Source organism: Rhodococcus sp. NPDC127593 (genome assembly GCF_042671975.1).
Classification (GTDB): Bacteria; Actinomycetota; Actinomycetes; order Mycobacteriales; family Mycobacteriaceae; genus Rhodococcus_F.
The window spans coordinates 1-20,572 of the sequence record NZ_JBHXWI010000092.1; the positions used below are offsets into that span (position 1 = coordinate 1).

17 protein-coding genes and 2 pseudogenes are annotated in these 20,572 nt (G+C 68.2%); 8 read left to right on the forward strand and 11 right to left on the reverse strand.

Translation table 11 applies throughout. The annotated features are described in order from the left end of the window. Positions 1-98: 98 nt before the first annotated feature. On the reverse strand, positions 99-566 hold the full coding sequence (locus ACFVJ3_RS45070) for a DUF6328 family protein (protein ID WP_378458245.1): 468 nt from the start codon (positions 564-566) through the stop codon (positions 99-101). 1 nt (position 567) lies between these two features. After that, on the reverse strand, positions 568-1,383 hold the full coding sequence (locus ACFVJ3_RS45075; RefSeq protein WP_378458246.1) for a shikimate 5-dehydrogenase: 816 nt from the start codon (positions 1,381-1,383) through the stop codon (positions 568-570). An 85-nt stretch (positions 1,384-1,468) separates the two neighbouring features. Here ACFVJ3_RS45075 and ACFVJ3_RS45080 point away from each other — a divergent pair, with 85 nt between their 5' ends. After that, entirely contained in the window at positions 1,469-3,043 is a 1,575-nt protein-coding gene (locus tag ACFVJ3_RS45080; protein WP_378458247.1) for a molybdopterin-dependent oxidoreductase, read from the forward strand. A gap of 20 nt (positions 3,044-3,063) precedes the next feature. On the opposite strand, the pseudogene ACFVJ3_RS45085 reads toward ACFVJ3_RS45080, so the two are convergent. The 7 genes and pseudogenes from ACFVJ3_RS45085 to ACFVJ3_RS45115 all read right to left on the reverse strand — a co-directional run. After that, a pseudogene (locus tag ACFVJ3_RS45085) lies at positions 3,064-3,225 on the reverse strand (deoxyribonuclease); the annotation flags it as partial. A gap of 175 nt (positions 3,226-3,400) precedes the next feature. Then, entirely contained in the window at positions 3,401-5,596 is a 2,196-nt protein-coding gene (locus ACFVJ3_RS45090; RefSeq protein WP_378458248.1) for a hypothetical protein, read from the reverse strand. Between the two features lie 163 nt (positions 5,597-5,759). After that, entirely contained in the window at positions 5,760-6,104 is a 345-nt protein-coding gene (locus tag ACFVJ3_RS45095) for a helix-turn-helix domain-containing protein (RefSeq protein ID WP_378458249.1), read from the reverse strand. After that, the gene (locus ACFVJ3_RS45100) at positions 6,101-7,270 is read right to left on the reverse strand and encodes a tyrosine-type recombinase/integrase (protein ID WP_378458250.1); all 1,170 of its coding nucleotides are present in this window, start codon (positions 7,268-7,270) and stop codon (positions 6,101-6,103) included. The genes ACFVJ3_RS45095 and ACFVJ3_RS45100 overlap by 4 nt, the downstream gene beginning before the upstream one ends. Before the next feature lie 153 nt (positions 7,271-7,423). Next, positions 7,424-7,990 (reverse strand): annotated as a pseudogene (locus ACFVJ3_RS45105) (HNH endonuclease family protein); the annotation flags it as partial. 64 nt (positions 7,991-8,054) lie between these two features. Then, the gene (locus tag ACFVJ3_RS45110) at positions 8,055-8,372 is read right to left on the reverse strand and encodes a hypothetical protein (protein ID WP_087558530.1); all 318 of its coding nucleotides are present in this window, start codon (positions 8,370-8,372) and stop codon (positions 8,055-8,057) included. Positions 8,373-8,445: 73 nt separating this feature from the next. Then, positions 8,446-9,348, reverse strand: a complete 903-nt coding sequence (locus ACFVJ3_RS45115) for an NADP-dependent oxidoreductase (protein ID WP_378458266.1) — start codon at positions 9,346-9,348, stop codon at positions 8,446-8,448. Between the two features lie 372 nt (positions 9,349-9,720). Between ACFVJ3_RS45115 and ACFVJ3_RS45120 the strand changes: the two genes are divergently transcribed. The 7 genes from ACFVJ3_RS45120 to ACFVJ3_RS45150 all read left to right on the forward strand — a co-directional run bounded on the left by ACFVJ3_RS45120 (position 9,721) and on the right by ACFVJ3_RS45150 (position 19,738). Beyond that, positions 9,721-12,552: a DEAD/DEAH box helicase gene (locus tag ACFVJ3_RS45120; RefSeq protein WP_378458251.1), complete on the forward strand. Its 2,832-nt coding sequence runs from the start codon at positions 9,721-9,723 to the stop codon at positions 12,550-12,552. Then, the gene (locus ACFVJ3_RS45125; RefSeq protein WP_378458252.1) at positions 12,549-13,322 is read left to right on the forward strand and encodes an SWIM zinc finger family protein; all 774 of its coding nucleotides are present in this window, start codon (positions 12,549-12,551) and stop codon (positions 13,320-13,322) included. Before ACFVJ3_RS45120 ends, ACFVJ3_RS45125 begins: the two co-directional genes overlap by 4 nt. 59 nt (positions 13,323-13,381) lie before the next feature. Continuing rightward, on the forward strand, positions 13,382-16,405 hold the full coding sequence (locus ACFVJ3_RS45130) for an ATP-binding protein (RefSeq protein WP_378458253.1): 3,024 nt from the start codon (positions 13,382-13,384) through the stop codon (positions 16,403-16,405). Between the two features lie 49 nt (positions 16,406-16,454). Continuing rightward, positions 16,455-17,888 carry an FAD-binding oxidoreductase gene (locus tag ACFVJ3_RS45135; protein WP_378458254.1) on the forward strand — a complete coding sequence of 478 codons (1,434 nt, stop codon included), beginning with the start codon at positions 16,455-16,457 and terminating at the stop codon, positions 17,886-17,888. A 10-nt stretch (positions 17,889-17,898) separates the two neighbouring features. After that, complete coding sequence (locus ACFVJ3_RS45140) at positions 17,899-18,330, forward strand: YkvA family protein (protein WP_378458255.1); 432 nt, start codon at positions 17,899-17,901, stop codon at positions 18,328-18,330. Positions 18,331-18,377: 47 nt separating this feature from the next. Continuing rightward, positions 18,378-18,881: a DUF1990 family protein gene (locus ACFVJ3_RS45145; protein WP_378458267.1), complete on the forward strand. Its 504-nt coding sequence runs from the start codon at positions 18,378-18,380 to the stop codon at positions 18,879-18,881. 113 nt (positions 18,882-18,994) lie between these two features. Next, positions 18,995-19,738 carry a GntR family transcriptional regulator gene (locus ACFVJ3_RS45150; RefSeq protein ID WP_378458256.1) on the forward strand — a complete coding sequence of 248 codons (744 nt, stop codon included), beginning with the start codon at positions 18,995-18,997 and terminating at the stop codon, positions 19,736-19,738. 19 nt (positions 19,739-19,757) lie between these two features. On the opposite strand, the gene ACFVJ3_RS45155 is transcribed toward ACFVJ3_RS45150, so the two are convergent. After that, positions 19,758-20,222: a PTS glucose transporter subunit IIA gene (locus ACFVJ3_RS45155; protein WP_378458257.1), complete on the reverse strand. Its 465-nt coding sequence runs from the start codon at positions 20,220-20,222 to the stop codon at positions 19,758-19,760. Continuing rightward, positions 20,219-20,449: a glucose PTS transporter subunit EIIB gene (locus ACFVJ3_RS45160; protein WP_005563039.1), complete on the reverse strand. Its 231-nt coding sequence runs from the start codon at positions 20,447-20,449 to the stop codon at positions 20,219-20,221. Before ACFVJ3_RS45160 ends, ACFVJ3_RS45155 begins: the two co-directional genes overlap by 4 nt. Positions 20,450-20,572 lie beyond the last annotated feature (123 nt).

Genomic DNA, 20,572 nt, shown 5'->3' on the forward strand with positions numbered 1-20,572 from the left:
CCTCTTCTACCGGAGCTCCGCTACCCATTCGCGCACGACACGCCCAAGACCCGCATTCTTGACCGCCAGCCGTCCCCGCTAACTACACGGCTTTGTCCCTAGTCCTCGCCGCCGGGATCGTGATCGAAAAGGCGGGGAAACGCGAACCACAGTGTCGCGAACATCAGCGCGGCCACCACGCCGATCACGATCGCGACCGGACCGCCCACTGCCACTTCGGCAATCAGGAGCACGGTGCCGGTCATGGCCGCGGCGAGAAATCCGACACCCCACAGTGCGAACAGGTTGGCCTTCCGCAGGATGTCGACCCGGCGGCCCTGACGGAACAGCACCCGGTGCCAGACCGCCGGGGCGATGAGCAGGGCCGAGGACACCGTTGCCAGGAGCACCGTGACGAGATGGAGCATGCGCAGGCCGAACGACTGCTCCTCGTACGCCTCGGTGAACGCGACCGCGAGGAGGAAGGCGAACAGGATCTGCACGCCGGCCTGCGCGACACGGAGTTCCTGCAGCAGCTCGCTGAAGTTGCGTGCGAGCCGTTGCGCGGGTGTCTCCTCGGTGCTCACCTCACGACCGTGAGTACTCGGAGGCCCTGCGGATCTCTTCGGGGGACGGACGCACACCGGTGTAGAGGACGAACTGCTCCGCGGCCTGCAGTGCGATCACCTCGGCACCGGTGATGACGGTCTTGTGGCGCTCGGCCGCGGCACGGATCAGCGGCGTCGCGGCGGGCATGGCAACCACGTCGAACACGGCCTCCGCCGCGTCGATCGCGTCGAGTGCGAACGCCAGATCGTCGGCTTCGGGTCCGCCCGCCATGCCGACCGGGGTGGCATTGATCAGGAGCCCCGGCCGTGCTGCGCCGAGTTCGGGTTGCCAGTCGAATCCGTACTGCTTCGCGACGGCGCCGCCCGTCGTCTCGTTGCGGGCGACCACGGTGACGTCCGTGAAGCCGTAGTCGCGCACGGCGGCGACCACAGCTTTGGCCATTCCGCCGCTCCCGGCCACCGCTACCGACAGCGAGTGGGGCAACGCGTTGTCGCGCAACAGGTTCGCGATGGCCTGATAATCGGTGTTGTAGGCGTGCAACACCCCGTCCTCGTTGACCACGGTGTTGACGGACTCGATGACCGACGCCGATTCGTGCATCACGTCGACGTACTCGATGATCTGCTCCTTGAACGGCATGGAGACGCCGGCACCGCGGATCCCCAGCGCGCGGATGCCGCCGACCGCGGCCTGGAGGTCGTTCGTGGTGAAGGCTTTGTAGACGAAATTGAGGCCCAGCTCGCCGTACAGATAATTGTGGAATCGGGTGCCGATGTTGCTCGGTCGGCCGGACAGCGAGATGCAGAGAAGGGTGTCTTTGTCGAGCTGGTTCATCCGGTAAATACTAGTAGTGGGCTCCCATCCGTGCGCGTTCTCAGCTCCGAATACACGGTGACGACGGCAAAGGAGCAGGGCTGCGATGACTACGACGATCGGTGACCGGCACGAGGCGGCGCGGACGCCCCGGAGACGGCGGCACCTGTTCTCCCGCGCGCTCGCCGGAGTGATCGCCGCCGGCGTCGTGCTCGGGGTGGGCGAACTGCTGTCGGTGCTGATCGACCCGAACTCATCGCCTTTCTATGCGGTCGGATCGACGACGGTGGACCGCAGTCCCGCCTGGGCTCGCGAGTTCGCGATCGACACGTTCGGCACCAACGACAAACCCGCTCTGTTCGTCGGCATGACGATCCTCATCGTGGTCCTTGCCGCGATCGCGGGCATCGTCGAGCGCCCCCGCGCCCCGTTCGGCAGCGCGATCCTCGCGGTTCTCGGGCTGGCGGGAATCTACGCCTCGACCCAGCGTCCCAGCGCCACGTGGATGTTTGCGTTGCCGACCGTGGTGGGGGTCGTCGCCGGAATCGCGGTTCTGCGGGTGCTGACGACCGCCGCGCGGGCGCCCGAGGATTCCGATGCCGAGGATTCGTGGTTGCCGCGCCGGACGTTTCTTCTGCTGGCCGCGGCCGCCGCCGCGACGGCCGCGGCCGCGGGAGCCGCCGGCCGGTACCTCGGGCAGCAAGCCGCGGGAGCTCTGGACAACCGCCGCGCCTTCGCCGTTCCCGACGTGACGGACCGGGCGGCCCCGATCTCTCCGGGCACCGACATCGACGTGCCGGGCGCCACCCCGTTCGTCACGTCGAACGAGGAGTTCTACCGGATCGACACCGCACTGCGGGTCCCGCGGTTGACGACGGACGACTGGCAACTGCGCATCCACGGCATGGTCGACCGCGAGCTGACGCTGACGTGGGACGACCTGGTCGCGAGGACGCCCGTCGAACGGGTGATCACATTGACGTGCGTGTCCAACGAGGTCGGCGGAAACCTCGTCGGCAACGCGACGTGGATCGGCTACCCGATCAAGGACATCCTCGACGAGGCCGGCGTGCACCCCGACGCCGACATGCTGCTGTCCACGAGTAGCGACGACTTCACGGCGGGCACCCCGGTCGAGGCGTTGCGTGACGGACGCGACGCGATTCTCGCGGTGGCGATGAACGGTCAGCCGTTGCCGTTCGAGCACGGCTATCCGGTCCGGCAGGTCGTCCCCGGTCTCTACGGCTACGTATCGGCGACCAAATGGGTGGTGGATTGGGAACTCACGCGATTCGACGAGGCGGAGGCCTACTGGACCAAGCGCGGATGGTCCGCGAAAGGTCCGATCAAGACCGCGTCCCGGATCGACGTGCCCGCCCCGTTCGCGCCCACCGCGCCGGGGCCGGTGCTCGTCGCCGGAACAGCATGGGCGCAGCACCGCGGCATCGAGAAGGTGGAGGTGCGGGTCGACAACGGCGAGTGGCAGACCGCGACCCTCGCCCCGCAGTACACCATCGACACCTGGCGGCAGTGGACGTGGGAGTGGCAGGCCACGTCCGGCCTGCACACCCTTCAGGTGCGGGCCACGGATCTGGACGGCAACGTTCAGGTGGAGGAGCGGACGCCGCCGATTCCGGGTGGCGCCACCGGCTGGCACACGCGTTCCTTCACCGTGGCCTGAGGCGCCGTCGCCGGGGGCGCTCACGAACACTTCTCCGCCACTTCGGCGAGCGCGTCGCGGTCCGCCAGCGTCACCGGAAGCCCGTACTCCACCGCCACCGACAGGTACTTGCCCGCGTAGAAGCAGTGGTATGCCGGATTCGGCGGCAGCCAGTCCTGCGGGGTCTGGTCGCCCTTGTCCTTTAGCGAGCGGGTTCCGGGATTCTCGAGTCTTGGATGCCGGAACTTGCACTACTTGCGCCGTTCTTGGTGAGGATATGGTGCGGGTTCGTCGAAACCAAGCGTCGTTGCGGCGTGCCGAGTTGAGCGTGGAGTGTTCGGCTGAAGGAGCCGATTGCGTTGGGTGAAGTACTCAATCTCAGAGGGCTGGTGGTGCGGCGGCGCGTTCGGGGTGCGCGGCGTGGAGGTAGCGCATGGCGGTGTTAGCGCAGATTCCGAAGACGCGCATGAGGTGGATCGGGTCGGCGGTGGTCCGGGCTTCGTGCAGGATCCGATCGAACCGGATGTGCCGGCCTTGAACACCGACTGTGCGGAATACGTTCGAGATCGTCGCGTGTGACACGGCAGGTGCGTGGAGGGCGACGGCGCCGAGCGTCGTGGTGAGTAGATGCGGGTTGGTGCTCGTTGGCCACTGGCTGATTCGGGCATCGAGCCATTGGAGTAGCAACCCGAGGGTGAGCTCGTCGAGGTAGACGATGTGTGAGCGCCCTGTGCGGCGGACGATGAGTCTGCCTTGTGCGGTGTCGACATCGGCAAGGGTGAGGTTTCGGAGGTCCTGATTGCCCAACGCGTGGATCGCGGCCAGAGCGATGACGAGTTTGTCGAACGGCCGGTCGACGCGGTTGATGAGTCCCCGGAGTTGGTCTTCACGGAGCTGGGTGGGCAGGTTCTCGACTCGGGCGAGCCTGATTCCGCGAGTCGGGTCGCGGAAGATCACTCGTTCCTGCTTGAGCGCGACGAAGATGCTGCGCAGTCCGGTGCGCAGGGTGTGCGCCGTCGCGCCGGTGAGATCTCGGAACTCGGTGCGGATGTCGGTGTGGGTGATCTCGCGCAGGCTCGTGTGGTCGGCGCTCCAGCCGGTCAGAGTCGGCATTGCGATCGCGAGGTAGTTGCGGATCACCCTCCACGACCGGGGATGTCGCCGTCGACGTCCGTGACCGAGCATGACCTGAACCCAGATATGCAGTTCAGCCGCGATGGATTGGTTGAGGGTGGCGATCCGTGCGGTGACCCACCGTTGATGGGCGCTGACCGATCTGCTCTCCGACGGGACGAGCAGGTTGCGTTCGGCGAGGAAGGCGATTACCCGGGTGCCGGTAGTGCGGACGTGTGTGGTTCGCAACGCGAGGACATCGTCCTCCCGGATCGGCGCTTCGGCACCGAGCCAACCCAGCAGGATCTCGAGGCTGCGCACGATCGCGCGCACCGAGTCCGTGGCCCATCGACTGGTTGCAGCGTGCTCGGTGACGGCGGCGATGACCTCGCGGGCGGCAGGTGTGAGCGAGGGCAGAACGGTGTCGACTGTGATCGATAACCAGTTTCGTTGCAACGTAAACAGTTCCGGCTGGTTCGGATCGACCAGGTGCGCCGAGACCGGCGGCGGTTCCGGACGCCGGGCCCGGGCCAGGTCTTGCGCCTTCCATCTCGTGGGGCGATAACCGAGCATCCCCTCCGGAGTGTGGAGGCGTGGGGCGAATGGGCCACCCAAGCTCAGCTGTGTCGCTCCGCCGGGCAATGCGTGGAGTCCGTCGAATCGAAGCACCACTGTGCATGCCCGGCAGAACATCTCATCGCCATCGTCGAGTAAGCCGACATGCAGATGGGTGCGCAGGCAGCGGGAGCAGTCCCCGAGATGACGGGTGCTGCGCCACCACCGACAGCCCGAACAGAGCGTTTCCAGGCCCCAGCAGTGGCAGTCGGTGCAGGACCGCGGTTCGCCCGGAAAGAAACCGGACGGCGAGCGGTGCCGCGGCTGGGGCCGCGGACCGTTCCCTGCAGCCAACAGCTCCGCACGGCGGAGGACCTCGGTGATCGACTCGGACAGGGGTGCGTCGGCCAGCCATTCCTGCGGAACCCGCAGGTAACCCTCAGCCTCCGCGGCAGCCAACACCAGCCCCAGGATGCGAAGCAGTGTCGATCGCGATCGTGTCGAACGCGCCAACTCGGCGTTGTAGTTGCGTGCGACCTCCGCGGCCGCGGCGAAGCCGGTGGCGGAGCGGCCGGTGATGCGGGTGGCCAGGGCGACAGTGAAGGTGCGCGGCGGACGCATCAAGACCAGTTGCCCCGAGGGCAAGGCCGGACAGATGGTCGGGTCGTTGGACACCGTGGACTGTTCGAGGGCAGCGCAGACCCAGGTGGGATTCCGCGGCGGCAGCGACGCCGGTGAGGCGACCGCCGAGAGGCCACGGTTCAGTCCGCGAGCGTTCGTGATCTGCACCCCGTCGAGCAGGAGGAACAGTTGCGTCGGACGCTGCGGCGCGGGCCCGGCCAACCAGGTCTTGTCCGTCGTGCGGATCGAGAGCAGGCAGAGTCGGCAGAGACCGTTGCGGTTCACCCGGGAGCTGTGGCTGCAGCGCCCACAGCGCTGCAGCAGACCAAGTCCCCCTCGGTTCCAGGCCTGGCACGGCGGGCAAAAGCGTCCGGCCTGGAGGCGGCCCCAGCCGTGACAACCGAGGCATTCACCGAACCGGCGGGGTCGGGGCACGTGATCGGCCCTGTCAGTTCGGTGGCAGGGACCGTCGCCCGCCTGTTCGTCCAGTCCGGGGCGTCGGCCGGACGGGCCCACCACCTGGGCGGTTCTCGCCAACGGCCTCCCGCCCCGCACTGCGGTCGGTGTCAGTCGCGGCCACGGGCTCCGCCTCCAACAGATCCGCGACGGTGCAGTCCAGGGCGGCGCAGATCTTGTCCAACTCGTCGAGCCGGAGACTGATCGGCTTCTTACTCCACAGCTGCGCCACCTTGCTCAGCGACGGAGTGAACCCGACCCGCTCGAAAGCGATCAGCAATTCACTCGGACGCCAAATGTCTTGTTGGGCAGCGGTCATCCGCAGATTCCACTTCATCGCAGGCTCCCTTGATCGACCAGCAACCGCTGCACCGCGCGGTCGGAGGACGCCAGGCTGGCCTTCTCCGGGTCGCCGTGTGCGGTGGACAGGTAGGCGACCGTCGTGGACGGCCGATCGTGGCCGAGCAATTTCTGCACCTCCCACAACCCCATTCCCCGCTCGTAGTTGTGCGTGGCGCAGGCGTGCCGCAGCAAATGAGGATAGATCTCGGTGACCGGGCCGCTCAAGTGCGCCTTCCCCGCGGCGCGCAACGCACGACGGAACGTCGACGGCGTCACCGCCAGTCCGGGCACGACCACGTTGAGCGCGGCGACCGCCGTCGGGATCCGCTCCGAGGGGAACAGCGGAGCTGCCATGTTCTGCGGGTCGTCTGCGAACTCACCGCGCACCTCCTCGACATACCACCACAGCAGTTCCCTCCCCTCCTCGAACAAATAGGCCAGCCGCTGACGCGGACCGGAACCACGTGATCCCTTGCCGTGCACGAGAAACCGCCCCCACTGGCCCGATTCCCAGTGCACGTCCCCCAGCTTCACCGCGCAGAGCTCGGCCGCCCGGACACCGGAGACATAGGCCAGCTTCGCCATCACATAGTCGCGGCGTCCCACCACCGGTTTGCGCACCGAATCCAGCGATTCCCGCCACCGCCCGAAGAACTCCCGCATCGCACGCCGCGACGGCGGGACCCGCAACCCGAAGTCACCGCGGTGGATCGGCCGATTGAACTCGTCGATAGGCGACTCCACTGCTGCCCCGAAACGACGCAGGATCTCTCCCCCATAGCGCTGCTCCAAGAACGCGAAATAGTGATCGATCTTCGTCGACTTCGACCGCATCGTGCTCGGTGCCCTCTTACCCGGTCCGGCGAAGTACTGGTCGAGTTGTCGCGGTGTGAGCCGCCAGGCCACCACGTCGAAGTAATCGCACAACTCCAACACCGGCTGGACCAGGTGTTCCAACGTGCCCGGCGCCAGCCCGGCCGCATCCCGCGCCCACTGGTACTCCGCGATGGTGTCGGCGAACAACGCCTCCTCCTCGCCGGCGGTCACCACCTCCGCACGCCTTCTCTGCAGCGTCACCACGTCCGCGAGGCCCGGCTCCACCGTCGGCGCGTCGACCGCGTTCGGGTGATCACGCGTTCCGACCGCACCGATGATCGACACCGCTCGAGTATCGGAATCCGCCACGAGATAGCAGATTACATGAGTAACTAATGAAATCAATCAGTAAATGACGAAAACGAACACCGCTGCTTGAGCCAGTCCTTCACGTCCTCGAGCAGTCGAGATGCACGCTCGGGGCCAATCCGAGTGTCAGGGAACTCGCGCGCACTCCAGTAGATTGTCCGCACCGTTGACGGCCAGCAGATTGAACGTGACGTCGTTGGCGAACCGGAGCCGACGCACGGGCGACCACGTCGACGCGCCCATGTCCCACGCCGCCGCCAGTGGGTAGACGTGGTCGATCTGAACGGCTTTCGCGTCAGCTCGGTCGAATGGGAACACCTCGCCGGAATACGGATCGGCGAGGATCCCGCTCAGCACCACGCAGTCGCGGGTGCCGTCGCGGAACGCCACCGAGCGGAGATCGAGCGCGAGAACGTTGTTGCGGGTGTCGCACCCGTCGTGGCCGGCCGCGGCGTCCTGGTCGTCGGTCCAGGCCGGGCCGAATACACACAACTCCTTGCCGGAACAGCCGCGCTGGTATCCGCCGGGGTGCGGACGCGACTCGACAGTCGCGACCCGGCCGAGCAACTCCTCGATATGTGCGCGGGGCGGACTACCCGGCGCAGGGCCGGGGCCGCTGAGGTCGAGAAGCGACACCCCGCAACCGCAGACCGTCAGGATCGCCGCCAGCCACGCGGCCACGTACAGAAGTCTCATGCGTCCCCCGGCGCTCGACCGATCTCCCCCTACCACCCGGAGTATGCACCGGGCCCCCGACAGCTCAGCTGAAGGGCAGGCGCACCGCGGCGATCGAGGACACGTGCATGCCGTCGTGTCCGATCACCCAGGAACCTCCGCTCTGCCTGCACTCGGCGAGCAGGTCGAGGGTCCGGAGGAGGAAGAAGATCGCCTCGCTGGCGACGGGGGTGACCGCAAGTCGGTGTGCCTCACCGTGTTTCATTCCGTCGAGCCACACACCCGACTGTCCGTCCAGTCGAATCGTGACGATGTGCGTGGCATCGACGAAGGCGTACTTCCGTTGCTCCCACGGGGTGGTGAGCGCGTACCCCTGTTCGAGAACCTGGATCAGGATGCTCATGGCCGACTCCCGAGAGTTTCCGGCAGCTACGTCTCTCCAGCATCTACCTCGGAACGGGTGAAAGCCAGACCTGCTAACCGATCTCGATCACGACCTTGCCGCTCGTGTGACCGGACTCGACCATCGCGAGAGCGTCACCCGCATGTGCGAACGGGAATCGGTGGGCGACCCGCGGGTCCAGGGTTCCGTCGGCCACCAGCGCGGCCACCTCCGCGAACACCGCGGACGTTCGGCGCCGTTCCACTCCCGCGCCGCCGAGATCGCGCGCCGCGAGCGGGTCGCCGACGCTGATGATCGCCGCCGGATCCGTGACCACCCGCGCCGCCTCGGCGAGCGCGTCACCGCCGACGAGGTCGAAGACGGCGTCGACCGGGCCGGGTAGGCGTGCGGCCAGTCCGTCTCCGGACGCGACCCAGGTGGCGCCGAGGGATTCGACGACCTCACGCTTGCTCTCGCTCGCGACGCCGATCACCATGACGTCCCGCGCCGCGGCCAACTGCAGCGCGGCCACGCCCACGCCGCCGCCCGCGCCGACGACGAGCAACCGACTGCCGGGCGCCAGGTCCAGGGTGGTCAGCGCGTCGTACGCGGTTCCCGCCGCAACGGGGAGCGTTGCGGCGTCCGCGAACGAGACCGGGTCCGGCTTGTGCGCTGCCGAGGCCGTGTTGACCAGGGTGTACTCGGTGTATCCGCCGAAACCGGTCGCGGTCGCGCCGAACACGGCGTCGCCGATCGCGAAACCGGTCACCCGGGGGCCGACCTCCGCGACCACACCGGCGACCTCCCGGCCGAGAACCGCGGGAAGGGTCACGGGCACGGTGTCCTTGCGCGTGCCCGCCCGCACCTTCCAATCGGCAGGATTCACGCCGGCCGCGTGGACGGCGACCAGCAGCTGTCCGGGGCCGGGGGAGGGAACGGGGACGTCGAAGAACTGCTGCGTCTCGGGGCCGCCGTACTCGCTGAAGCCGTATGCCATGCTCACGCCCACAGTCCTATCACGAACCGGGGCCGGGGTTCGGGCACGAAGAAGGCCCACCGAACCGGTGTCGGTGGGCCTTCTCGTGAGAACTCAGGAGCCGAACAGGCTGCCCAGGGAGCCTGTGCCTCCGCCGCCTCCGCCGCCACCCATCAACGGTCCGAGGACCTGAATGAGTTGAACGAGAACCTGCAACATCTGTGCCATGTCCATTTGTCTTCCTCCGATCACTGCGATCACGTTCGGCAGCGATCCCGGTGAGTTACCGGCGTGGACAGCCGCCACCTCGTTCATCGGTGGAATATCGTCGAGGGTTACATGTCTCGAGCAGGGACTTGTCCCGCTGTCGGTGGCGCCTGATTGGATGGGTGCATGCTGCACGGCCTCTGGACACCGGGTTCGGGCCTCATGCTGTGGGTGGAGGACCGGAATCCGGCCGCCGAGGAGCCGACGGATGCGGTCGGGCGGGTGCTGGCACGGAAGTTCCGGCATCACGTGAAGGTGCCGATGCCGACGCCGTCGGGGCCGGAGATGCTCGAATGGGCCGCGGTCGCTCTCGCCCCACCGGATGCGACGGAGTTCCTGCTGTCGGTGTCGGCCCGCGACCCCCGGATCGCCGGAGATCTGCGCTACCTCGCCCACGTCGCCCGCGGTGTCGAGCGGTGGGCTCGGGCCGGCCGGGTGGTGCCCGAGGTACACCGCGCGGAGGGCGGTTGGTGGCCGCGCTGGCGGCTGCTCGGCGGAGAGCGGCAGCGTGCATGGCTCACGGAGCTCGCCGTCGCGATGCCGCCGGTGCAGCGTCACGGCACGACCCCCCGGGCCGTGCTCGACGACATGGTCACCGAGCTGACCGACCCCGTCGCCCGCCGTGTCCTCGACCGCAGGCACCCGGACGATTCCGGCAGCGACCCGGACCATCCGCTGATCGCGGCGCTCGTGCGCGGCGACCAGTTCGACGAGGGCACCGCCCAGCTGTCGGGATCGCTGGACGGTTGGCGCGACAGCCTCAAGGTGGACGAGCCCGAACTGGTGCTGCGGCTCCTCGAGCCGGAAGACGTGGACGTGGAGGGGGATTGGGATCCGGACACGGTGCTGTGGCGACTGGAGGTCTGCCTTCGTCCGGAAGGCGAAGCGCCGGTGCCGATTCCCTTGCACCGCACGGACGCGAGCCGCCTGCAGATCGGGGTGCGCAAGCTGACGGAGGCCGTGGCCGCCTACCCGCGACTGCAGGACGTCCCCAGTGACCCCGACAGCCTGGACCTGATGTTGCCCACCGCCGTGGTCATCGACCTCGTCGGGCACGGTGCGGTGGCGTTGAAGGAGAAGGGCATCAGCCTGCTGCTGCCGCGGGCGTGGAGTGTGGCGTCGCCGTCGATGCGTCTGAGAGTGAGCTCGCCGAGCACTCCGGCGAGCGCGGAGAACCGGGCCGTCGGCAAAGACCAGTTGGTGCAGTACAACTGGGAGCTGGCACTCGGCGACACGGTTCTCACCGCCGCGGAGATGAATCGGCTGGTCAACTCGAAGAGTGACCTCGTGCGGTTGCGCGGTGAGTGGGTCCGGGCGGATCAGGAGGTGCTCTCCCGCGCCGCGCGCTACGTGGCGGAGCGGCACGCCAGCGGCGACCGGGCCATCGTGGACCTGTTGAAGGACCTGATCGCGGACGATCTGTCCGATCTTCCCGTCGAGGAGGTCACGGCCACCGGCTGGGCGGCCGCGTTGCTGGACGGCGACACGAAGCCTCAGGACGTGCCGACCCCGGACGGGTTGGACGCCACGCTGCGGCCCTACCAGAAGCGGGGTCTGGACTGGCTGGTGTTCATGAGCCGCCTCGGCCTCGGGGCGGTCCTCGCCGACGACATGGGTCTCGGCAAGACGCTGCAATTGCTCGCGCTGCTGGCACACGAGAACGCCGCGACGCCCACCTTGCTGGTGTGCCCGATGTCGGTGGTCGGCAACTGGCAGCGGGAGGCGGCGCGCTTCGTTCCCTCGCTGCGGGTGCTCGTCCACCACGGTCCGCAGCGGCTGAGCGGTGACGACTTCACCGCCGCCGTGACGCAGAGCGATCTGGTGATCACCACGTACGCGCTGCTGGCCCGCGACGTCGCGCACCTGAAGGAACAGGACTGGCGGCGCGTCGTGCTGGACGAGGCGCAGCACATCAAGAACGCGAAGACGTCGCAGGCGCGGGCGGCGCGGAGCATTCCGGCGGCGCACCGGGTCGCGCTGACCGGGACGCCGGTCGAGAACCGCCTGGACGAGCTGCGCTCGATCCTCGATTTCGCGAACTCGGGCATTCTGGGCTCGGAGGCGATGTTCCGCAAGCGTTTCGTGGTGCCGATCGAGCGGGAGCAGGACGAAACGGCCGTCGCCCGGCTCCGCGCGGTCACGTCCCCGTTCGTGCTGCGCCGCGTCAAGACCGATCCCGCGGTCATCGCCGACCTCCCCGACAAGTTCGAGATGACGGTCCGCGCCAACCTCACCGCGGAGCAGGCCGCGCTGTACCGGGCGGTGGTCGACGACATGATGGCCCAGATCAAGGACAAGAAGGGGATGAAGCGCAAGGGCGCCGTCCTCGCCGCCCTGACGAAACTCAAGCAGGTGTGCAACCACCCGGCGCATTTCCTGCGCGACGGGTCGGCGGTGATGCGGCGCGGGCAGCACCGCTCCGGCAAGCTGGGGCTCGTCGAGGACATCCTGGACTCCGTGGTCGCGGACGGCGAGAAGGCGTTGCTGTTCACCCAGTTCCGGGAATTCGGCGATCTCGTCACCCCGTACCTCGCGGAGCGTTTCGGTACCCCCGTGCCGTTTCTGCACGGGGGTGTCTCCAAGCAGAAACGCGACGACATGGTGGCCTCGTTCCAGGGCGACGACGGGCCGCCGATCATGATGCTCTCGCTGAAGGCGGGCGGGACGGGCCTGAACCTCACCGCGGCCAATCACGTCGTCCACCTCGACCGGTGGTGGAATCCGGCGGTCGAGAACCAGGCCACGGACCGGGCGTTCCGGATCGGTCAGCGGCGGGACGTGCAGGTGCGCAAGCTCGTGTGCGTCGGCACCCTGGAGGAGCGGATCGACGCGATGATCGCCACCAAACAGGAACTGGCGGATCTCGCCGTCGGGACGGGTGAGAACTGGGTGACGGAGATGAGCACCGAGCAACTGGGTGAACTGCTGCGACTCGGCGACGAGGCGGTGGGCGAATGACGAATCGGCGACCGGGGCCGTACTTCGGCCAGTACGGCAAGCGTCGACCGGTGACGGGCGGGCTGGAGGCACGGTCCCAGCGCGGATCGTTCGGGCGCACGTGGTGGGGCCGCGAGTTCGTGGACATCATCGAGTTCGTCGCCGACAAGGGCCGGATGAGCCGCGGGCGGAGCTACGCGCGCAGCGGACAGGTGATCTCGCTCGAGATCGCCGGTGGGATGGTCACGGGCGAGGTGCAGGGCAGTCAGCTCCAGCCGTTCGTCGCGACCGTCTCGATCGATCGCCTCGACGACGCGGAGGTCGCGGAACTCGTCGCGCTGGTGCGTCGGCAACCCGGCAGCCTCGCGATGCTGGCGGGCGGCGGAGTCCCGGAGGTTCTCGGGCCCCTGCTGCTGCCCGCCGGGGCGTCCGCGCTGAACTACGACTGCACCTGCCCGGACGACGGCTGGCCGTGCAAGCATGCGGCGGCGGTCGCATACCTCACCACCGAACGCATCGACGAGAACCCACTCGAAATCCTGACGCTGCGCGGCGTCGACCTGGACATGCTGATCGACGGCGTCGGCGGCGACTCCTCCGACGCGGACGTCGACGACTGGTTCGGTGACGAGTCCCCGCTGCCCGCCCTGCCCGACGCCGACTTCCGGGCGGCGATCGACGACCTCGACCCGATGCTGCTGCGGAAGGCGATCCGATCGGTCAGTGCGGACGAGCGTGCGGTGGACGCCGCGATCCGGGAGCTGAAAGCGCTGTACCAGCACTTCCGCTGACCGTGCGATGATGAGGACGCGGAAGCTCGCCTCGTTCCGCGACCGGGAGCTGGTCAGTCATGTTGACGGTCTACCTGCTCGGCGAACAGCGTGTATCGAACCCGGAGGATGTCAGGGTCGGGCCCATCTCGTCACGGGCGATCGCGCTGCTGGCCTATCTCGTGCTGCATGCCGGTCTCGCTCAGTCCAGGACCCGTCTCGCGGGGCTGTTCTGGCCCGAGTCGAGTGAGCAGCAGGCCCGCACCAACCTCCGGCGGGAACTGCACAACCTCCGCGGCCTCCTGGGCTCGGACGGTGCGCTCGCGGCAGACGGACCGACGCTCACGTGGACGGGCTCGCCGTCGTGCCGGGTCGACGTCGACACGTTCCGGAGTGAGCGTTCGGCCGCCTTCGCGGCGCTCGCCGACTCCGATCCGGGGGCCTCTCTCGATCACGCAGAGACGGCCCTTGCCGCCTATCGCGGCGAGCTCATGCCCGGAACGTACGAAGACTGGGTCCTCGAGCACCGCGAGATGCTGCGCAGGCAGTGCGTCGAACTCTGCGAGACGACGGTGCGGGTGCTGCGAGAGTCGGGTGATGTCGAGACGGCGACGACGTGCGCACGCCGGCGTATCCAGCTCGACCCGCTGGCGGAGGTCGGGTACCGGACGCTCATGGAACTGCAGGTCGCGTCGGGCGACCGGGCGGCGGCGATGACCACCTACCACCGATGCGCGGCCGTTCTCGAGACCGAACTCGGGGTCACGCCGAGCGCGACGACCGGCAGGCTGTTCGACAACCTGCTGGGGGAGCACCCGAGGGCCGGTGCCGCCGCTGCTCACCGACCCGAACGTGTCCGGACCGCGGTGCCCGCTCTGATCGGGCGGGAGCGTGAACGCGGGGAGCTGCAACGGCGGTGGCGGCAGTCCCTCGACGGCAGGCAGGGACTGCTGCTCGTCTCGGGAGACGCGGGGGTCGGCAAGACCCGGTTGACCACCGAACTCGCCGAGATCGCCCGCGCCGACGGGGCGGTGGTGGCGACCACGCGGTGTTTCGGACTGCCGGGCCGCGTCGCGCTGGCTCCCGTCGCAGAGTGGCTGCGCAGCCCGGAATTTCGGTCCGCGATCGGCTCCCTGAATCCGTTGTGGCGGGCCGAGGTCGAACGGCTGGTTCCGAGCGCCGAGTCCGGACCGCGTCCGTCGACGTCCCGGGCGATGGTCGACGCCTGGCAGCGTCACCGGTTCTTCGAGGGAACGGCGCGTGCGGTGCTGTCGTCCGGCCGACCGGTCCTGCTGGTCCTCGACGATCTGCAGTGGTGCGACGCCGAGACGACGGCCTGGCTGGCATTCCTGCTCTCACTCGACACCCAGATGCGGGTATTGGTGGGCGCGACCGCGCGCACGGACGAGGCGCGGTCGCGCCACGATGTGCGGGAAGCGCTGCGGGCCCTCCGGTCGGCACGACTGGTCACGGACGTCGAGGTGGACCCGTTGACCGCGGACGGGACGGCGGAACTGGCGCGGTCGCTCGGCGGCCGGGCGCTGAACCCCTCCGAGGAGGCGGTCCTGTACGCCGCGACCGGGGGCTACCCGCTGTACGTCGTGGAGGCCGCCAGGATGGTGCCGGGCACGGATGCTACCGGGCGCGGCGGGGGCGCCGACGACCTCGGCGAGGTGCTGCAGCGGCGGCTCGAACAGTGCTCGGAACCCGCGCGGGACGTCGCCGGCCTCGCCGCTGCGCTCGGCACGGATTTCGATCTGGACCTGCTCAGCGAGGCGAGCGACCTGGACACGGATTCTCTCGTGCAGGCGGTGGACGAATTGTGGCGGCGGAGGATCGTCCGGCCGGCGGGCACCGGCTACGATTTCGTGCACGATCTGGTCCGGGAGGCCGCGTACCGCTCGATCAGCCCGCCGCGACGCTGGCTCCTGCATCGGCGCCTGGCACAGGGACTCGAACTTCTCCACGCCGGCCGCACCGACGACGTGGCAGCGCAACTCGCCGAGCAGTATCGGCGCGGCGGCCGCCCCGACCGCGCGCTCCACTATCTGCAGCGCGCCGCCGAGGTGGCAGCCAGCGTGTTCGCGAACGCGGAAGCTCTGCGGCACTTCCGGGACTGCCTCGATCTCCTCGAGGCGATGCCGGTGGGCCGCAACCGGGACGCTCACGAGGTGGACGTGCGGCAGGGCATGTCGGCGCCGCTGACCACCCTGTACGGGTACTCCTCCGCCGAGCTCGAGCAGACCCTGGACCGCACCGTGGAGCTGGGGCAGCGTCTGCGCCGCCCGAAGGTGGTGCTCGCGGCTCTGATCGGATTGTTCGCGGTGCACTTCGTGCAGGGGCACACCGCGCAGGCCCACGGTATCGGCGTGCGTGCCCTCGAACTGTCCGCGGCCGATCCCGAATTCGAGGGTCAGGCGCAATTCGCCGTGGCGGGGGCAGCCCTCGGTCTCGGCCGGCCGAGGGAAGCGATCGAACATTTCGACGTCGCACAGGGATCGTTCTCCGACGACTATTCCTTCATCCTCGGGACCAGGCTCGAGGTGCATGCCCATGCCTGGAAGTCGCACGCGTACTGGATGATCGGTGACGAGCAGGCGGCCGCGCAGTCGTGTGCGGATGCGCTTGCACTCGGCAGAACCTGCGGTCACCCCTACAGTCTCGCGGTGGCGTTGGGATACGCGTCGGTGCTACACCAGTTGAGCGGTGACGACGTCGCGCTGCTGGCCTCGCTCACCGAGTTGCGGGAGCTGTGCGAGCGCTACCACTTCGCGTACTACAGCCAGTGGGCGCAGATACTCGAAGGCCGGCTTCTCGGCGGCGAACCGGGAATCGCGAAGATCCGCGAGGGGCTCGCCGAGTTGCGGCGGCAGCGGGCGTTCGCGCGCACGCCGTACTGGCTCTCGCTCCTGGCGGAGGTGCAGATCGGCGTCGGGGACATGGATGCGGCGCGCGCGACGCTCGATGCCGCCCGGATCGCCGCCGAGCAACACGACGACCGCGGATGGTTGCCGCAGGTTCTGCGACTGCGTGCGGTTGCTGCACCGTTCGCGTGTGGGGCGTCGGCGCGAACGGTGCGCGAACGCCGGATTCCTACGGTGTGAAGTACCAGGTTACGCCCGTTCCGGGGCCTGCCGATCCGAGGAGAAGGCCATGAGCACCACCACCACGAATTCGACACCGTCGACGACGACACCGCCGCCCTACGCGGAACTGGCCGCGTCTCTGCGCGGAGAGTTGATCACCCCCGACGACGCCGGCTACGACGACGCGCGTGCGGTGTACAACGCGATGATCGACCGTCGACCCGCGGCCATCGCGCGATGCGCCAACGCCGCGGATGTCGTCGCGTGCGTGCGGTTCGGGAGGGAGCATCACGTCGAACTCGCGGTTCGCGGCGGCGGGCACAACGCAGGAGGTCTCGGCGTGTGGGACGACGCCCTCGTGATCGATCTGTCGGGGATGCGCGCAACCACGGTCTCGCCCGCCGACCACACCGTGCGGGTGGACGGCGGATGCACCTGGAGCGACGTCGACCACGCGACGGTGCCGTTCGGCATGGCCACCCCGTCCGGGTTCATCGCGTCCACCGGGGTCGGCGGGCTCACGCTCGGCGGCGGAATCGGCTACCTGACACGCCGGTTCGGTCTCACCGTCGACAACCTGCTCAGCGCCGACGTCGTCCTCGCCGACGGCACCCTGGTGACGGCGAGCGAACGATCGCACCCGGACCTGTTCTGGGCGCTGCGCGGAGGCGGCGGAAACTTCGGTGTGGTCACGTCGTTCCAGTTCGCGTGTCACGACATCGGCGACCACGGCACCATCGTCGGAGGTCCGGTGTTGTACGACCTGGAAGACACCCCCGAGGTGATGCGCTGGTATCGCGAACTCCTGCCCTCGCTGCCCGAGGAACTCAACGGCTGGATCGGGCTGCTGACCATTCCGCCGGCGCCGCCCTTCCCCGAGGAACTGTGGGGACGCAAGGCGTGCGGCATCATCTGGTGCTACACCGGCGACCCGGGCAAGGCCGACGCGGTACTCGAACCGATCCGCGACTTCGGAAACCCACTGCTGATCGGACTCGGCGAAATGCCCTTCACCGCATTGCAATCCGCCTTCGACGCACTGTACCCGGCCGGGTTGCAGTGGTACTGGCGCGCGGACTTCATCCGGGAGATCTCGGACGACGCCATCGACATCCATCTGGAGTTCGGCCGTCAGCTGCCCACCGGTCATTCGACGATGCACATGTATCCCATCGACGGCGCGGCGACGCGGGTCGCCGAGGACGGCACGGCGTTCGCGTACCGGGACGGCGGTTGGGCCGGCGTGATCGTCGGTGTCGACCCCGATCCGGCCAACGCCGAGGTCATCACGGACTGGGCCAAGCAGTACTGGGAGGCCCTCCACCCGACGACAGCGGGCGGGGCGTACGTCAATTTCATGATGTCGGAGGGCGAAGACCGCGTGCGCGCCTCCTACCTCGGCAACTACGACCGGCTCGCACAGGTGAAGACGAAGTACGATCCGGACAACCTCTTCCACGTGAACCAGAACATCCGTCCCGCGGCCCGGTCGGAGCAGTAGGCGCGGCCGTATGGATCCGGGGCAGGTCTTGGCGGCGGCATGGCCCGTCCTGATCGGCGCGGCAGCGGGCCTGCTGACCGTCTGGGTGGTGCTGGCGCTCGTGCTGTGGCGATCGAGCCCCGACAGCACCCGGATCGGGGAGACGACCCGGGTGCTGCCGGATCTGCTCCGTCTCCTGCGCCGGCTCGCAGCCGATCCGGACCTGCCCCGGGGTGTGCGCGTCCGGCTCGCTCTGCTGCTGGTCTATCTCGCGGTTCCGATCGATCTGATCCCCGATTTCGTCCCTGTCATCGGATACGCCGACGACGTGATCATCATCGGCCTCACGCTTCGTTCGGTGATTCGCCGCGCAGGTCCGCAGGTCGTTGCTCGGCACTGGCCGGGCACCCCTGAAGGCCTCGAGGTCGTGCGCCGGGTAACGTGCCTTTCCACCTGCTCGTGACTTCCGGACCGAGAGGATCGACCGCCATCAGTGCCTCCCGAGACGACCTGCCTGCGTTCACATACCCCGAGGTGGGTGCGAGCCGCGACGTTCCATTCCCCGCGGGATATCACCATCTGACCGAGCAGAAGGTGATCGGTTACGGCGCAGACGCATTCGACGCAGCCGCCACCCACCTCTGTGCGTGGGGGATGCACCGCGGCGCCGGGCTGGACGTGCGGGCCGACACCCCGACGGCCGCGCCCGGTACGTCGGTCGAACTGCGATGGGGCATCGGTCCGCTTCGGCTGACGTTCTCCTGCCGGGTCGTCTACGTGCTCGACGAACCGCATCGCAAGGGATTCGCCTACGGGACGCTGCCGGGTCACCCCGAGCGCGGCGAGGAGAGGTTCGTCGTCGAACAGCGGCCGGACGGCACCGTGCTCGCGACCATCTCGGCGTTCTCGAAACCGGGTCGGTGGTTCACCCGGCTCGGCGGACCCGCGGGCCGGGTCGTCCAGAGGGTGATGACGCGCAGGTACCTCGAGGCGTTGGCCGAGGTAACACGGTAGGCCGGAACGTCCGGATCACGTATTCTCGAGGTTGGACCGGACCGGACGGGACCTTTGGGTTCGACTGACCGATCCGATGTGTCCCCACCCATGACTGAGCTGGAGCCGCCGGAATGATGCCCGTACATCTACGCGACAGCGTGATTCCGAAGCACGAGCAACTCCGTGCCATCCTGCTGCACAAATGCACAAAGGAACTCCAGCCCGGCGATCTGATGACGAGTGAACGAAAACTGATGCAGGACTACGGCGTCAGTCGCATCACCGTTCGTGAGGCGATCGGTCAGCTCGTCAACGACGGCCACCTGGTCCGGGTGCGTGGCAAGGGCACGTTCGTGGCGCATCGTCCGGTGCAGTCGAAACTCCACCTGGCGTCGTTCACGGAGGAGATGCGGGCGCAGGGGCACAAGCCGACGACGGTGGTGCTCCAGAGCGAAGAGGACGCCGCCCCTGAGGCCACCGCGAAGGTGCTGCGTATCGCACCGGACACGAGCGCGTATCACGTCAAACGGCTGCGGCTGGCCGACGGCGAACCGGTCAGCGTCGACGACGGCTGGTTCAACGCCGCACTGCTTCCCGGCCTGCTGGACCTCGACCTGACCGGCTCGATCTACCGGGCGACCGCCGACAAGTACGGCATGCCGATCGACCGGGCGGAGCAGACCGTGAGTGCCGACGGGGCGAGCCAGGAGATCGCGACCCTGCTCGGCATCAAGAAGGGCGCACCGGTGATGTACTTCGACCGGGTGTCCTTCAGTGGTCCCACACCGGTCGAGCACACCCGCAGCTGGTACCGGTCCGATCGCTATCAACTGCAGATGGAAGTTCAGGGGGAGCGGGCTCAGCGCAGCGTCTGAGCCCGGCTGCCCTCTGTTTCTACGGCGCCGTCCAGTCGAACAGGGCGTCGCCGGTGCTCACGTCGGATCCGATGGTGTCGGTGGACACCGAATCCGGCTTGGAGTCCATCACGACGATCGGGCAGATGGCGGAGTATCCGGTGCCGTCGATCTCGGTCGGATCGAACCGCACCACGGGGTCACCCGCGTCGACCCCATCGCCTTCCGCTGCCAGCAGGGTGAACCCCTCGCCCTTCAGCTTCACGGTGTCGATTCCCAGGTGCACCAGCACACCACCGCCCGCCGAGCCCAGGATGACGAACGCGTGCGGGTGCAGTTTGAGGATCTTGCCCGAGATCGGCGCGAGCACGTCGAGGGCGCCACGGTCGCGTGCCGGTTCGATCGCGACTCCGGAACCCACCATCTGTCCGGCGAACACGGGGTCGGGAACGTCGGCCAGGGCGAGCACGCGGCCGGGCAGTGGAGCCTGCACGGACAGGCTCACAGGATGTCCTCGATGTCCTCGGCCAGCGTGTCCGCCTCGGGGCCGACGATGACCTGGACGACGCTGCCCGCCTTCAACACGCCGTGGGCTCCTGCGGCCTTGAGCGCGGCCTCATCGACCTTGGCGCCGTCCTTGACCTCGGTGCGCAGGCGGGTGATGCAGGCCTCGATCTCGACGATGTTGTCGGCACCGCCCAGGCCGCTGATGATTGCGTCCGCTTTGGACATCGGTTCTCCCTCGTAGTTCGCGTTCGAGCTGCAGGTGATGGTGCCGGATGGGTTAGCTGGATCACATTTGCCTGTTGACATCCTGTGCTCACCTGGTCAAACTAGCAACTGGTTATGACCGGA

Excerpts from the sequence above, each read along its gene's own strand:
- ACFVJ3_RS45075 (WP_378458246.1), bottom strand. The coding sequence starts at position 1,383 with ATGAACCAGCTCGACAAAGACACCCTTCTCTGCATCTCGCTGTCCGGC.
- ACFVJ3_RS45080 (WP_378458247.1), top strand. The coding sequence starts at position 1,469 with ATGACTACGACGATCGGTGACCGGCACGAGGCGGCGCGGACGCCCCGG.
- ACFVJ3_RS45095 (WP_378458249.1), bottom strand. The coding sequence starts at position 6,104 with ATGAAGTGGAATCTGCGGATGACCGCTGCCCAACAAGACATTTGGCGT.
- ACFVJ3_RS45110 (WP_087558530.1), bottom strand. The coding sequence starts at position 8,372 with ATGAGCATCCTGATCCAGGTTCTCGAACAGGGGTACGCGCTCACCACC.
- ACFVJ3_RS45115 (WP_378458266.1), bottom strand. The coding sequence starts at position 9,348 with ATGGCATACGGCTTCAGCGAGTACGGCGGCCCCGAGACGCAGCAGTTC.
- ACFVJ3_RS45120 (WP_378458251.1), top strand. The coding sequence starts at position 9,721 with ATGCTGCACGGCCTCTGGACACCGGGTTCGGGCCTCATGCTGTGGGTG.
- ACFVJ3_RS45125 (WP_378458252.1), top strand. The coding sequence starts at position 12,549 with ATGACGAATCGGCGACCGGGGCCGTACTTCGGCCAGTACGGCAAGCGT.
- ACFVJ3_RS45130 (WP_378458253.1), top strand. The coding sequence starts at position 13,382 with ATGTTGACGGTCTACCTGCTCGGCGAACAGCGTGTATCGAACCCGGAG.
- ACFVJ3_RS45135 (WP_378458254.1), top strand. The coding sequence starts at position 16,455 with ATGAGCACCACCACCACGAATTCGACACCGTCGACGACGACACCGCCG.
- ACFVJ3_RS45140 (WP_378458255.1), top strand. The coding sequence starts at position 17,899 with ATGGATCCGGGGCAGGTCTTGGCGGCGGCATGGCCCGTCCTGATCGGC.
- ACFVJ3_RS45150 (WP_378458256.1), top strand. The coding sequence starts at position 18,995 with ATGATGCCCGTACATCTACGCGACAGCGTGATTCCGAAGCACGAGCAA.
- ACFVJ3_RS45160 (WP_005563039.1), bottom strand. The coding sequence starts at position 20,449 with ATGTCCAAAGCGGACGCAATCATCAGCGGCCTGGGCGGTGCCGACAAC.